We start from the raw sequence: 13,568 nt of genomic DNA, 5'->3' as shown, positions 1-13,568 counted from the left end.
CCAGTGATGGAGATGTATTTTAATAGAATTTGTTGGATAAGAAGGGGAATTTCCAGCCCCTTCCAAATAAGAAGTGTAAAATCTTATTTATCTAAAACTGTTAATTATATTTTATCGGTTAGACTAAGCCAATTAATAAACTTCCATATCTAATTTGTAATTTTATTTCATTAAAAATAGTTACTATCCAAATAGGCATCTGGATTTCATATCTAGGTGTCTTTTTCTTTATAATTTATAGAAACGGTGATGGGATGATAAAAATTTGATGGCCCGTAGTTGCAAGATTTGTATATTTACACCTTTAAATAAAAGAATATTCATAAAAATTTGATAATTTAATGGTGGTTTGTTAATATAGAGGCGAATGATGATAGGGAGGTTGTGCCATGAAGAAGTTATCAGTTCGACAATTACTAGAGAACCAAGGCATCAAGATTCCACCACATCTAGCTGAAATTGAAAGGAGATGGGAAGGTATTCAAAGTCTAAAACAAGAAATGAATGATGCAAAACTAGAGGACTATGACCTTGCCATCCGAAATATGCCTGGGGGTGATCATGTTGAGTAAAAAAGATTTAGTCTCCATGTCGGTTGAGGAGTTAGCACCTCTAATTGAAAAAAGAGAAGTTTCTTCAGTAGAGTTAACAGAAGCGGTTTTAGAGCATGCAGAAAAGCTCAATGGTGAAATTAATGCCTATGTGAGTTTCAGAAGAAAGAAAGCATTAGAGGAAGCAGAAAAAGCAGATGCGGAAATTGCAACCGGTAATTATCGAGGCATGTATCATGGTATTCCGATGGCCATTAAAGATAATATTTATGTAAAAAATGAAGTCACAACCATGTCATCAAAGATTCATCGTGATTTCGTTTCAGATTACGATGCAACGGCTGTAAAGAAAATGAGAGAAGCAGGAATTGTCCTTATAGGTAAGTTAAACATGCATGAATATGCCTGGGGAATTACGAACAACAGTCCACATTTTGGACCGGTGAAAAATCCTTGGAATTTAAAGAAAGCCCCTGGGGGATCAAGTGGTGGGTCTGGTGCAGCAGTTGTTGCAGATATGACGGTGGCAACGTTAGGAACTGATACTGCTGGCTCAATCCGAATTCCATCATCAGCGTGCGGTATTGTTGGATTAAAACCAACCCATGGTCTTGTAAGTAAATACGGTGTCTATCCGTTATCATGGACACTTGATCATATCGGACCAATGACAAAAACGGTAAAAGATGCGGCAGGCTTACTCGAAGTATTGGCTGGATTTGATAAGAACGATCCAACTTCGGTTGATGTACCTGTTGAAAAATATACAGAACAGGTAAAAGGCGATGTGAAAGGATTAGTAATTGGAATTGAGGAAGACTTCTTCTTCAATAGAGTTGATGCAACTGTTGAAAAGTTAGTCCGCAATACAATACAACAGTTAGCGGACTTAGGCGCCAAAGTGGAACCAGTGAAAATCCCAGCCTTAAAGTATGCGGAGTATGCAGAGTTAGTTACTTCCTTATCTGAAGCATCGACCATTCATCATCGTCATTTAATCGCTCGTCCAGATGATTTTGGCCATGATATCCGTATGCTATTTGAACTAGGTGAGCTATTCACCGCGGTTGAATATCTACAGGCACAACAATTAAGGAGACAACTCAAACAGGACTTTGAAAAGGCTTTCGCACAGATCGATGTCTTAATTGCACCAACATTACCAATTGTCATGCCGGATATCGGGGATAATTTAGTAGACTTGAACGGGGAGCAAGTAGATTTAGTTGAACATACAATCCGCTTAACGGGTCCTGCAAACTTAACAGGTCTGCCAGCCTTAAGTGTGCCATGCGGATTTAAAGGTGACATGCCTGTTGGTTTACAGATTATCGGCCCAGCCTTTAAAGAAGGAACTCTATTGAATGTTGGGTTTGCAATTGAGCAAACAAACCCACTAAAAGGTAGGAAACCTGAAATCTTAGTATCGAACTAAGATGGAAGTTCAAAAGGGTTGTCTCAATGAGAGATAACCCTTTTTCTACTCACAATTTTTTCAATAACGAGGAGACCAATATGTATGCTGTATTGTCCATTTTAATTTTCATTCTAACTTTAGTCTTAATCATTTGGCAACCAATGGGACTTTCAGTTGGAATGTCTGCTACGATGGTCGGGTTGCTTGCGCTTATTACCGGCGTCGTTGGAATCGCCGATGTTGTTCATGTAGTTTCGATAGTTTGGAATGCGACATTGACGTTAGTGGCATTAATGATCATTTCCATAATTCTCGATAAAATCGGCTTTTTTGAATGGGCTGCATTACATATGGCACGAATGGCCGGTGGAAATGGCAACAAAATGTTTATCTTTGTCATTTTCCTTGGTGCCCTTGTGACTGCGTTTTTTTCCAATGATGGAACGGCTCTTATTTTAACACCAATTGTATTAGCCATGGTCCGTTCATTAGGTTTTTCCAGGGAAATGTATCTTCCATATATTATGGCGTCTGGATTTATAGCCGATACGACATCATTACCCTTTGTTATCAGTAACTTAGTTAATATCATTTCAGCTGATTTTTTTGATATTGGCTTTTTTCAGTACGTTATGCGCATGTTTCTTCCAACGATTTTTAGTTTAATTGGTAGTTTATTCATGTTATCTATCGTCTATCGAAAAAACATTCCAAATCAATATGATCTATCAACATTAAAAAAGCCCGAAGAAGCAGTCAAAGATCCGTTACTTTTTAAATGGTCATGGCGATTATTGTTCGTCTTACTCATTGGGTATTTCCTCAGTGAAACTTTTGCGATTCCGTTATCCATAATTGCAAGTATCGTCGCCATCATTTTTATTATTTTTGCTTATCGTAGGACCGTTGTGAATGTCAAGGAAGTGATGAAACATGCCCCTTGGTCGATTGTGTTGTTTTCGATCGGTATGTATGTCGTTGTTTACGGGTTGAAAAATGCCGGACTTACCCAATTTCTTACCAATTTTATTGATCATCTCTCTAGTTTTGGTTTATTTGCTTCTACGATGGGAATGGGTTTTCTAGCTGCCGTGCTTTCATCCATCATGAACAATTTGCCGACGGTGATGATCAATTCCCTGGCCATTGCCGAAGCAAGTGGGGGATGGCAAGAAGCTTTAGTGTATGCCAATGTGATTGGTAGTGATTTAGGTCCGAAAATGACCCCGATTGGGTCACTTGCCACATTGTTATGGTTACACGTTTTAACTTCTAAAGATTTAAAAATTACATGGGGCTATTATTTTAAAGTGGGGGTTATTCTGACCCTGCCGACTTTATTTATTACATTATTAGGTCTATATCTCGTGTTGTTAATCTTTTAGCTCTATTAAGTTAGTTGTTAATGATTGAGAAACAAGAATTTAGGTTTTGTAATACGATTATTATAATTAAAACTATTCAAAAAAAGATGCATCAGGAAAACACTGATTACGATAATTGTATTTACTGCATTTTCCTCAATAGAATCATTACGGTATATGGGTGACAAAAATATGGGTACAAAGAAACTGCCAGAAGTAATTTTAAGAGAATTAACTCTTGATGATGTCGAAGATCATATCAATGGTGTTTAGATAAAGAAGTAACAAAACATTTAAACATGCCAGATCAATATCCACCATTTAGCAGAGAAGAAACGCTAAATTGGATTAAGATGTGCATTGAAAAAACAAATGGATATGAACAAAAAGCGATCGTAACTGAACAGGGTAAACATATAGGTTGGATTGACCTGAAAAATATCGATAAATTAAACAAACACGCTGAACTAGGCATAGCGATTAGGGACAAAAACTATTGGGGAAAAGGGTATGATTATCTGCAATGCAAGAAGCTTTTGTGGGGATTTAATGAATTAGATCTTAACAAGATTTGGCTTAGAGTTGAGGTTGATCATGAAAGAGCCATAAAATCTTATAAACGTATGGGTTTTGTTGAAGAAGGCATTTTAAGACAAGACCGGATTAAGAAAAGGGGAGTTTGTCGATCGTTTAAGAATGAGCATTCTTAAAGATGAGTTCTTCAGCAAAAGAGCGAACAGAACCCTATTCGAAATCAGACTATGATGCCACGTTTATGAGAATGAGGATGACCCTTTGAAAAACGGACAAGAAGCAGGATACAACGTACAATTAGCTACTCAACATCAATTTAAGTCCTTTTTAAATATAATTTGGTCTTTTTTTTTGTAAGGAAGGAGTAGCCTTTCCTTACAAAATAAATTATCGCATGACAAATAAACCTCAAGATTTTTATTAGATACGCTTATATGAATTATAGTTTTACAATTCCGTCAGTAAGTGTGTTTCTTCGCAAACGTTCTTGTTTGGTTTAATGGGCGAAAAGCTCAGGGAGTTCATTTAAAACTTCTACATAACTATTCTAGTTGAACAAGGTCTTAATCTTCTTTCCTACCAGTTATACCATAAAAGAATAGCTTGGTAAGATCCTCTGCTATTGGAAGTGTCATTGTGCCAACATCTTCACGCTGTAAATATTCTTGAAACATCTTTAAATAGAATAAAATAGCTTCATCTGATACCTCAGAGTTAATATATCCTTGTTCTCTACCTTCATTAAAAAGTTTAATGAAGAGTGGAAGGGCTTCCTTTTGATATACTTCTTCAACATAACTCCGTCCACTTGCATAATCTTTCATAAAATCTTGAAAAAATTGTTCGCTTATTTGATTAGCGGCAATTCCTTTATTAAATATTATCTTTTTAATCTTCTCGTTAAATGGAAGGTCATTAACTAATAGTTGTTTTTGTTCATTCCATATCTGATCGACATAATACTTAAAAACTAAACGAACTAGATTATCTTTACTTTCAAAGTAATTATATATGGTGACTTGAGATACATTGGCTTTTTTAGCTATTTCTGTAATGGATACCTTTTGTATTCCATATTCCATAAATAAGGCTAATGCGGCTTCTAATATGTCTCTTTTCTTTTGCTCCCTGCGTTTTTCAAAACCATCCATTTTTTTCACCTCATTGTTAGTTTATTAAAAATTATGTAATAAAACAATAAAAATTGTTGCAGGAATAAGTAATTTTGTATATTATGAACTATATTAATAAAAAAATTTCATAAACTATTAAGATTCTGTGGAGGATTCATATGCTAGAAAACTTGCCAGAAGTTAAAACGGTAAAACTTAAACTAAATGATGTAAATGTCAATTGCTACACGGCTGGAGAAACTGGTTCACCTGTGATACTTTTGCACGGAGCAGGAGTCGATTCAGCAAATATTTCTTGGGGGGAGGTACTAGGTCTTTTAGCAAAAAAACACCGTGTATTTGCTCCTGATCTTCCTGGATATGGAAAAAGTGATAAACCTAATGTAGAATATTCACTTCGCTTTTACATTGATATTTTGAATCAAATAATGGATAGTCTTCACCTTGAGAAGGCTAACTTGATTGGTTTATCTTTAGGTGGAGGTATTTCTCTTGGATTTACACTTCAATATCCAGCTCGAGTAGAAAGGCTAGTATTAGTAGGTGCATGGGGGCTATTTAGTAAACTTCCTTACCATCTTTTATCTTATTGGTATACAAAATCATTCTTAAATGAGCTTTCATATAAATGGGCAAGTAAAAGCAGAAGGTTTGTGAAATGGACGCTAATTAATAGTTTGTTTGGAAATCCTAATAATGTATCGGAAGAACTTATAGATGAAATTTATGCACTTTTACAATCCCCACATGCTGGTAAAGCATTTATGTCATTCCAAAGAAGTGAGATTACACGAACGGGACTTAGAACTAAGTTGGCAGAAAGATTATCTGAAATTAAAAAACGAACATTGCTCGTCCATGGTTCAAAAGATACGACGGTTCCTATTAAACATGCGTTAGAAGCACATAAGGTAATTAAGAACTCCGAAATATATGTAATGGAAGGGTGTAAACATTGGCCGCAGAAAGAGAGACCTGAAGAATTTACCCAGGTTATTACTACATTTCTAGCGAAGGAGTAAGTAAGAATATGTATTCGAACAGGAGATGTAAAGAAATGAACATAATAATTAGACAAGAACAGGTTAAGGACTATAAGTTAACTGAAAAAGTAGTAAAGTGTGCATTTGCTAATGCAGAACACAGTGATGGAAATGAACATAATTTGGTGTCTCGAATTAGAAATTCAGATGCATTTATACCAGAATTATCCTTAGTGGCAATCGATAATGATAATAGTCGAGTAATAGGACATATTCTTTTATCCAAGATAAAGATTGTAAATGACAATCAAGTTGTAGAGTCACTCGCTCTTGCACCTGTATCTGTATTACCGGAATTTCAAAATCAAGGTGTAGGTAAGCTATTAATTCGTAAAGCATTGAAAAAAGCAAAAGAGCTTAGATTTAATTCGGTTGTCGTCTTGGGGTATCCAGAATATTATTCCAAGTTCGGTTTCAAAAAAGCATCTACTTGGGGTATAAAATCTCCTTTTGAAGTACCGGATGAGGCATTCATGGCAATGGAGTTAGGTGAAAATACTCTTGATAAAGTTTCAGGAGTTGTTGAATATCCTAATGTGTTTTTTGAAAAAATGTAAATTGTAAGTTGAATTCAAGTATAGGACTATAACTGAAGTTTCTTTCAACAGGTTTGAAATATGTTTTTTTCTGAAGGAGTTCTAAAATTGGAGTGGATGCAGTTTTTTTCGATCGTTTTAAATATCTTTATTGTATTTTTGTTGTTTAGACACCCATAAATTTTAATGAAATGATTTTTTTATAGTGAACAAGTGAAAAATGGGAACACGCCCAAATGTAGATGTATCAAGCGTTTGGGCGTGTTTGTAAAAATCGTAGAAATTATAATGTCTTTATACCGTTTTACACATTTTTACAAAAAGCTTGGCTTATTTAGTAGCTTGTTCGATGTCTGCCTTCAATTTTTTAAACCATTTTAAGTTCACTAAATGATGAGAACGGGAATTTTCGTTCATGCGACGAAAATAGTCAATTTTACCAGGTGGTTCTTTAGTGGTTGCCAGGTATTTATCCAGAAGAGCAATTCTGGCTTCAGTTTGATCAATTTGTGATTGGATTAATTCTAATAATTTATGTTTATCAAATTCATCTGCGAAGAGGAATACCCCATAGAATTGTAAGTTTTACATACTCGGATTTCGTTCCATATTTGATCATTAATTTATTGAATTCTTCTCTTCCTAAAGATGTGATTTTAAAGGAGGGCATTTCACGACCGTTGTTTGGACTGATTTGATGTGTTTGTTCAATCAACCCTTTTTCTTCAAGCTGTTGCAAATGGTAATAAAATGATCCTTTGGTAAAGTTAACGATATATTTATAATGTCGTTTTTCCATTAAATTTAATTGTTCATATCCATGAGCCCCAGGGTTTTGAATTAATAAACCAAGGATTAATAAGGGAATCAAGGTTGCATCACCTTCGTTATTCGTGCTTCAAATTCCGCGTATGTTATTTTCCCTAGAGCCAAATCCATACTGTGAATATAAATTTGTTCAGATTTCGAATAGTCATGGTTTATTTTTAATGATTGATCTTCATCCGAAAGAGGCTCTAAGATATGACACCTTTTCGAAAATGCTTGGAAGCGTTGAGAAATGGCATTAAAATGAATACCATCCGGATTGGCAGTTAGACCTTTTGCCGTAACAAAATAACAATTTGGCTGCTCATAAGCAAATCGACGTAATTGTTCGTTGATTTTTTGAAACTCTGGTGAGTGCTTTCCGAAACCTGTTTTCCCTAGAAACTCACCAAGCTCACCAATAATTAATGGGACATCTTGAAGATCAGACGATTGAGTGGAATTTAATGTACTAACGAAGTAGGTTTATTATTTCATTTACTTTTATTTCTTTATAATGTAAAATATTGATTGATTAATCAATCAATAAATATAAAGGATGAATCTTAAATGTCAAGCGAAGATCAAAAGAGAACGATTGAACAAAAGAAAGAAAAAGTATTAGAGTCTGCGATTAAACGTTTTTCAAAAAAAGGTTATGATGCCACTACTATAAGTGAAATTGCAAAAGATGCAAATGTAAGTTTTGGTCTCGTTTCCACATATTATGGAAATAAAGAAGAACTTTTTACAGTATGTGTTACAAAACCTGCTGAATCATACTTAGAAGAAATGTTGAAGTTTAATACACAACCTGCCATATTCAAGACTGAAATCTCACAAATGATTAAAAATCATATCAAAATAATTTATAATCGGAAAGACTATTTACGACTACTGGTTCAAGTGAATAGTCAATATGAGCGTTTTCCTAAAGCCTTTCAAGTAGCAAATTTGTATACACAAAAACTAACGAAAAAAATTGAGTTACTCATCCGCAATGGACAGATGGCAGATCAATTGGCTTCAGGAAATACAGAAAAAATTGCGATAGCCTATGTAAGTTTGTTATTTGGTTTACGATTATCTTATGCAGACGATCCTACATCAGAAGATTGGAACCAGTTTGCAGAAATTGCATTACGATTATTTGGCCCTAAATAATGGGGCCTTTTATTTCTGATTATTTTTGATTGATTAATCAATCAAAAATAACTACGGTCAATTCATATAACTTGGGGGGAGTTTATGAAGCAAATATTCAAATTTAACAAAACTATCCAGTCTCGAATGATTCTAAACTTTTTTCAAGTAGTCGGTTCAGCTATGGTAATGCCTTATTCCGTTGTATACTTTTCAAATAAAATCAGTGCTGCATTAACCACTGCTACTATTCTTTTAGTTGGCGTTTTTAGTTTATTAGGATATTTAATTGGAGGTAGATGTTCAGATCATATCGGGAGGAAGAAAGTTATCATAGTTAGTGAGTTAGTTTCAGGAATTAGTTTTATTTTAATCAGTTATTTTGATTCTTTCTTTCATTTCTATGCAATTCCCATAATACTTTCATTTATGACAATATATTTTTTTGAAAGTGCTGCTAATCCTGCCTATTCTGCACTAATCATTGATGCCAGTGATGAGAATAATAGAAGTATCATATACACATATTTTATGTGGATTTCTAATGTGGCATTTGCGATTGGAAGTATTTTAGGTGGATTCTTTTTTGAAAAGTATTCTCCTCTTTTATTTTTTTTAGTAGGAGCATCATCTATTCTTTCGGCTTTTTGTACTTGCTATTTTATAAAAGATACGTATATACAGCAAAGTAAAATCGTGCAAAATACAATTGAAAAAGATGTAGATCTTAAAAAGGAACCGTTTAAGATGATGAGGTTATTCGCTTCTAGAGTTTTTGTTTTATTATGTATAGGCAATCTACTAATAAATCTATTAAGTGAACAATTTCCCAATTACTTATCCATAAGAATCGTTTCAAATTATCCATTTGGAGATATTACGGGGTATCATATGATTGGCTATTTACACGTAGTAGATACAGTAATAACAGTTTTTGCAGTTGGGGTCATTTTGAAATCTACATCTAGTTTATCTGAAAAAGGGAAAATGATTTTAGGGTTACTACTGTTTATCCTAGGATATATTTGTTTAAGTTACTTTTTACAGCCGATTTTTTTACTATTTGGAATGGTCCTGATATCTATTGGGAGATTAATCTATTACCCAACTTTACAATCTATTACCGCAAAAATTATACCTGAAGAAACGAGAGGAACCCATCTATCAATTTTAGGATTATTAGCGGCGTTGGGCGGCATATTATCTAGTTTGTTTATATTAGGAATGGAATATATTACTGAAATGGGTATCACCACAATTAATATCTGTTTAGGGACTTGTATTATTTTTAATTATGTTTCAGTTTATAGATTTATAAAAAAGGAGTATGAAAAGGAATAATTCAGCTACTAATGAAATTTTTAAAGAAAGAATAAAGTGGTTTGTGAAAAGATGATTAAAATCTATAGTTAAAACAAGTATAAATAGAAGAAATAAAAGTATCGTAATGTTCACTCCATATTTTATTTTAAACAGCATTTTCACAGCTGAATAAAATAAATCTTCTGATGGTTTGGATGATTTGAATGGTAATGAATGTTAGAATAAATTTAAGTTATTTTGCAAAAAGGGTCCGGTTAGGTTTGTAAAGTATAGAGAAAAAGAGATACTACTAGTGCGTGAGGTTATATTGAGGAAAATTATTTCTTCGTCGGTCACGGGCTCACTGTTTTTGCTGTATTGCTTGGTTTGGTCTAAATATTGGATAAGTTTCTGGATTCAAAAAGTTTTGTTGTTATGTATTTACAGTAATGTCGAACTTTAATATTGGAATAGAGGTGATCAAATGAAAAATATAAATTGTAGAGGTCCTAAATGTAGGGAAAGATTGGTAGAAAACTATATAATTAAACCAACTGCGCATACCAAATTATTAGAAGGTCAAAGCAAACAAAGTTGTACAGGTCAAATATTAAAGGATACATATTATTTATTTGAATATGTGAATAAACACGATCCAACTGATTCAGGTGGTTTCTATTGTGGATATCATGCAGCAGAACACTTTTTAAATTTAATTCAACACGACGGTTTGCCTTTGTTTAATCCATTAATACAAGACATTATTACCACTGAAAATAGTAATAAATCCAACGAAAATAATAATAAATCCATCAATAAAGTTAGTGATTTCAATTCGAGTGAAAATTCAAAAGGTACAAAGAAATGGAATCATACTGCTAAACAATTATATAACGCTATTAACTTATTAATCATATGTTGGGATACACCAATATATGGACCTTTAGCGAAATACAAAGCTGATTTAGAAAAGTATTACTATTGTGAACCGTTCTTTGAAAGAATTAAATTTGTAAATCGGATTATAGGGAAAGATTATAAAAATCGTACCTTAACTCAAATGTTGAATGATCTACGTAAAAATAATCCTAAATTAAAACATTTTCAATTAGATTTGTTAGAGGAAAAATTAAGAGAAAGAGGAATAGAATCAAGATTTTAGAAGATTTGGCTTGCGATCTAATTGTGTCAATAGCATTCAGATTTCAAGATTTTAAAAAATTATTATTTCCAATGTATGCTTGACAGAAACAATTTTTGATTCAATCCCGACTTCAAGATAGTTATAAGACAAAACCGAGACTATTTTTACTATAAAATAATCCGTAAAAAAACAATATGCTTATCTCCATATGATTATTGAAAACTACTTAATAATCAATCAGCCATCCATAAAAGAACAAGTAATAGTATTAAAGAAAAATGGCATGAAAACGGAACCTGCATTTTGTAAAGTATTGGGATTGGAAGGAGACCCATATGATGCACTTATAGAATTCGGGAAAAATAATGGGATTATTTAATTACTTTATTGAACAAACGGGGCATTATTCAAGAAGGAGTAGTGGATTATGGAATTTTTTGTTAACGGGGCAGTTTGTGGAATAAAGGATTCATTCACATAGTTATTATTGAAAAATCATGGTGTTTATTCATGGTGTACTTTATTACTTTTTAAGTATAATATACCAATATATACAAATCTAGTAAGGAGAATTTTATGTTAAAGGTTTTACACGATGAGCAGTTTGATGAAATTTTTCAAATAATAGAACAATCTTTTCCGATTGATGAATATCGACCGTATGAATCCCAACGAGCATTACTGTCCCAACCGCATTACCGGATTTTTGCTTATGAGAAAGATCGGGAGCTTGCCGGTTTTCTTGCTACATGGGAAGGACCAGAGTTTATCTTTATCGAGCATTTTGCGGTAAAAGAAAGATTCCGTAACGGCGGATTAGGTTCGAAACTACTTCAGGATTTTCTTAAGCAACAAAGAAAACCTGTTGTACTCGAAATTGAACTGCCGGAGGGAGAGCTTGAAAAAAGACGGGCAAACTTTTATAAACGAAACGGTTTTAATCTGAACCCGTGGAGCTATGTACAACCGGCACTTGCTAAAGGTCAAAGCCCGGTGCCCCTTGTCATCATGTCTTACCCTGAGCCTCTACAAGTTCAACAATTTCAATCATTTAAAGATTGGGTTTATACAAATGTTTATTCCTTTATCTAAATTTATCCAGTAAAAAGTGCAAGAACCAGTTGAAAGAAATCGAGGGCAAAACCACTTCTGATTTACGAACACCATTATTTGGCAGTGAAAGAAGACTTAGTTTTATTCAAATCACTTTGGTCGAGTGATAGAAAGTAGGGGATTTTATGGAATCGAAACTAGTCATCATTCGTGGGAATTCAAGAAGCGGAAAAACAACGATTGCGAAAAGACTTCAAAACTATTTTGGTCATGGAACACTCTTAGTTTCCCAGGATGTTGTTCGGCGTGAGATGTTAAACGTTCATGATCGGGATGGGAATCTATCAATTGACCTAATTCGGCAAATTGCAGAATACGGTAAAGGAAAATGTGAATATGTGATTGTGGAAGGGATATTGTACAAGGCCTGGTATGGAGAGATGTTGACGAATTTAATCCGGTTTTTTGAGGGGAATGCCCATGTTTTTTACTATGATCTTACATATGAAGAAACGCTAAAACGTCACAATTCGAGTCCGAAGAAAACGGAGTTCGGAGAAGAAGCTCTCCGTAAATGGTGGAGGGAAAAAGATTATCTTGGTGTACCTGGAGAAACATTTCTAACCAATGATATGTCAGAGGATGATATTTTTACATTCATTATCAAACAATTACAAAAGTGATGACACAAATTGGTGTGTTGATCCAAGAAGGATTAACCACCTTTTTTCAATACCAATTCATATACATCCATAACAAATGCATAAAAAATAAAAAATCAAAGGGTTGACATTTTACCCCACGGGGTATATTATAGGTTATGTGATTGGTAATCACGAACGAATAAGTGAAATCTTAAATAGGCATCAAGTAAAAGTCGTTAGTAAAATACGACTATTTTACCGCCTGGAAATATACCCATACAGGTATATTGATGAAGTCAGCGACTATTTATTTTTAGTAAATTTAATACCATAGGGGGTAACTGAATGATAAAAGCAAATCTTCAATTAGATGCTAAAGGTCTAGCTTGTCCTATGCCAATAGTAAAAACCAAAAAAGCAATTACCGATCTTGAAGAAGGTCAAGTTTTGGAAGTTCAAGCAACAGATAAAGGCTCCAAGGCAGATTTGGCTGCTTGGGCAAGTTCTGTAGGACATCAATATTTAGGAACAGTAGAAGAAGGCGATGTATTTTATCATTACATCCGTAAAGGTTCTAGTGAACCGGAAGTGGAAAAAACATTCGAACACACTGTTTCACTTAATGAAATTGAATCACGTGATGGCTTAATTTTAGATGTGCGTGAAGAGGCTGAATATGCATTTGGGCATATTGAAGGTGCTAAATCCATCCCTTTGGGAGAATTAGAATCAAGACTAGAAGAATTGAATAAAGAACAAGAGATTTATGTGGTTTGCCGTACCGGAAAACGCTCGGATATGGCAGCACAAATTTTAGCTAAAAATGGCTTTACAAAAGTATATAACGTTCTACCAGGTATGACTGAGTGGAACGGTAAACTAACAAAAGAGGTATAG

The 13,568-nt window shown here is 33.9% G+C and carries 12 protein-coding genes and 4 pseudogenes; 13 read left to right on the top strand and 3 right to left on the bottom strand.

Translation table 11 applies throughout. The features are described from left to right. The first annotated feature begins 389 nt into the window (after window positions 1-389). The 4 genes and pseudogenes from OEV82_RS11360 to OEV82_RS11345 all read left to right on the top strand — a co-directional run bounded on the left by OEV82_RS11360 (window position 390) and on the right by OEV82_RS11345 (window position 4,097). Window positions 390-572 (top strand): hypothetical protein, encoded by a 183-nt coding sequence (locus tag OEV82_RS11360; protein WP_263061946.1) that lies wholly within the window; start codon window positions 390-392, stop codon window positions 570-572. Next, a complete protein-coding gene (locus OEV82_RS11355) occupies window positions 562-1,986 on the top strand; it encodes an amidase (RefSeq protein ID WP_263061945.1) in 1,425 nt (474 codons plus the stop codon). Before OEV82_RS11360 ends, OEV82_RS11355 begins: the two co-directional genes overlap by 11 nt. A gap of 80 nt (window positions 1,987-2,066) precedes the next feature. Then, window positions 2,067-3,353 carry an arsenic transporter gene (locus OEV82_RS11350; RefSeq protein ID WP_263061944.1) on the top strand — a complete coding sequence of 429 codons (1,287 nt, stop codon included), beginning with the start codon at window positions 2,067-2,069 and terminating at the stop codon, window positions 3,351-3,353. 171 nt (window positions 3,354-3,524) lie between these two features. Further along, a pseudogene (locus OEV82_RS11345) lies at window positions 3,525-4,097 on the top strand (GNAT family N-acetyltransferase). A gap of 332 nt (window positions 4,098-4,429) precedes the next feature. On the opposite strand, the gene OEV82_RS11340 reads toward OEV82_RS11345, so the two are convergent. Beyond that, the gene (locus tag OEV82_RS11340; protein WP_173659807.1) at window positions 4,430-5,017 is read right to left on the bottom strand and encodes a TetR/AcrR family transcriptional regulator; all 588 of its coding nucleotides are present in this window, start codon (window positions 5,015-5,017) and stop codon (window positions 4,430-4,432) included. 140 nt (window positions 5,018-5,157) lie between these two features. Between OEV82_RS11340 and OEV82_RS11335 the strand changes: the two genes are divergently transcribed. Both OEV82_RS11335 and OEV82_RS11330 read left to right on the top strand, forming a co-directional pair. Continuing rightward, complete coding sequence (locus OEV82_RS11335) at window positions 5,158-6,021, top strand: alpha/beta fold hydrolase (RefSeq protein WP_263061943.1); 864 nt, start codon at window positions 5,158-5,160, stop codon at window positions 6,019-6,021. 35 nt (window positions 6,022-6,056) lie between these two features. Next, window positions 6,057-6,599, top strand: a complete 543-nt coding sequence (locus tag OEV82_RS11330) for a GNAT family N-acetyltransferase (RefSeq protein ID WP_263061942.1) — start codon at window positions 6,057-6,059, stop codon at window positions 6,597-6,599. Between the two features lie 309 nt (window positions 6,600-6,908). Here OEV82_RS11330 and OEV82_RS11325 read toward each other — a convergent pair. Beyond that, a pseudogene (locus OEV82_RS11325) lies at window positions 6,909-7,449 on the bottom strand (PadR family transcriptional regulator). Next, window positions 7,446-7,829 (bottom strand): annotated as a pseudogene (locus tag OEV82_RS11320) (sialate O-acetylesterase); the annotation flags it as partial. The pseudogenes OEV82_RS11320 and OEV82_RS11325, both read right to left, overlap by 4 nt. A gap of 126 nt (window positions 7,830-7,955) precedes the next feature. Between OEV82_RS11320 and OEV82_RS11315 the strand changes: the two are divergent. From OEV82_RS11315 to OEV82_RS11285, 7 genes and pseudogenes are all read left to right on the top strand, one after another. Further along, a complete protein-coding gene (locus OEV82_RS11315; protein WP_263061941.1) occupies window positions 7,956-8,549 on the top strand; it encodes a TetR/AcrR family transcriptional regulator in 594 nt (197 codons plus the stop codon). Between the two features lie 60 nt (window positions 8,550-8,609). Beyond that, the gene (locus OEV82_RS11310; protein WP_317634315.1) at window positions 8,610-9,869 is read left to right on the top strand and encodes an MFS transporter; all 1,260 of its coding nucleotides are present in this window, start codon (window positions 8,610-8,612) and stop codon (window positions 9,867-9,869) included. 445 nt (window positions 9,870-10,314) lie between these two features. Next, window positions 10,315-10,992 (top strand): hypothetical protein, encoded by a 678-nt coding sequence (locus OEV82_RS11305; protein WP_263061940.1) that lies wholly within the window; start codon window positions 10,315-10,317, stop codon window positions 10,990-10,992. A gap of 175 nt (window positions 10,993-11,167) precedes the next feature. Then, window positions 11,168-11,353 (top strand): annotated as a pseudogene (locus tag OEV82_RS11300) (DUF4269 domain-containing protein); the annotation flags it as partial. A 197-nt stretch (window positions 11,354-11,550) separates the two neighbouring features. Further along, the gene (locus OEV82_RS11295) at window positions 11,551-12,066 is read left to right on the top strand and encodes a GNAT family N-acetyltransferase (protein ID WP_263061939.1); all 516 of its coding nucleotides are present in this window, start codon (window positions 11,551-11,553) and stop codon (window positions 12,064-12,066) included. A 146-nt stretch (window positions 12,067-12,212) separates the two neighbouring features. Further along, the gene (locus tag OEV82_RS11290) at window positions 12,213-12,710 is read left to right on the top strand and encodes a kinase (RefSeq protein WP_263061938.1); all 498 of its coding nucleotides are present in this window, start codon (window positions 12,213-12,215) and stop codon (window positions 12,708-12,710) included. A gap of 306 nt (window positions 12,711-13,016) precedes the next feature. Further along, window positions 13,017-13,568, top strand: a complete 552-nt coding sequence (locus OEV82_RS11285; protein WP_108897342.1) for a sulfurtransferase TusA family protein — start codon at window positions 13,017-13,019, stop codon at window positions 13,566-13,568.

Source organism: Pallidibacillus thermolactis (assembly GCF_025660415.1).
In the GTDB taxonomy this organism is placed as follows: Bacteria; Bacillota; Bacilli; order Bacillales; family Caldibacillaceae; genus Pallidibacillus; species Pallidibacillus thermolactis.
This window is presented reverse-complemented; position numbering and strand designations above follow the sequence as displayed.

Excerpts from the sequence above, each read along its gene's own strand:
- OEV82_RS11330 (WP_263061942.1), top strand. The coding sequence starts at position 6,057 with ATGAACATAATAATTAGACAAGAACAGGTTAAGGACTATAAGTTAACT.
- OEV82_RS11290 (WP_263061938.1), top strand. The coding sequence starts at position 12,213 with ATGGAATCGAAACTAGTCATCATTCGTGGGAATTCAAGAAGCGGAAAA.
- OEV82_RS11295 (WP_263061939.1), top strand. The coding sequence starts at position 11,551 with ATGTTAAAGGTTTTACACGATGAGCAGTTTGATGAAATTTTTCAAATA.
- OEV82_RS11340 (WP_173659807.1), bottom strand. The coding sequence starts at position 5,017 with ATGGATGGTTTTGAAAAACGCAGGGAGCAAAAGAAAAGAGACATATTA.
- OEV82_RS11360 (WP_263061946.1), top strand. The coding sequence starts at position 390 with ATGAAGAAGTTATCAGTTCGACAATTACTAGAGAACCAAGGCATCAAG.
- OEV82_RS11285 (WP_108897342.1), top strand. The coding sequence starts at position 13,017 with ATGATAAAAGCAAATCTTCAATTAGATGCTAAAGGTCTAGCTTGTCCT.
- OEV82_RS11355 (WP_263061945.1), top strand. The coding sequence starts at position 562 with ATGTTGAGTAAAAAAGATTTAGTCTCCATGTCGGTTGAGGAGTTAGCA.
- OEV82_RS11315 (WP_263061941.1), top strand. The coding sequence starts at position 7,956 with ATGTCAAGCGAAGATCAAAAGAGAACGATTGAACAAAAGAAAGAAAAA.
- OEV82_RS11335 (WP_263061943.1), top strand. The coding sequence starts at position 5,158 with ATGCTAGAAAACTTGCCAGAAGTTAAAACGGTAAAACTTAAACTAAAT.
- OEV82_RS11350 (WP_263061944.1), top strand. The coding sequence starts at position 2,067 with ATGTATGCTGTATTGTCCATTTTAATTTTCATTCTAACTTTAGTCTTA.
- OEV82_RS11305 (WP_263061940.1), top strand. The coding sequence starts at position 10,315 with ATGAAAAATATAAATTGTAGAGGTCCTAAATGTAGGGAAAGATTGGTA.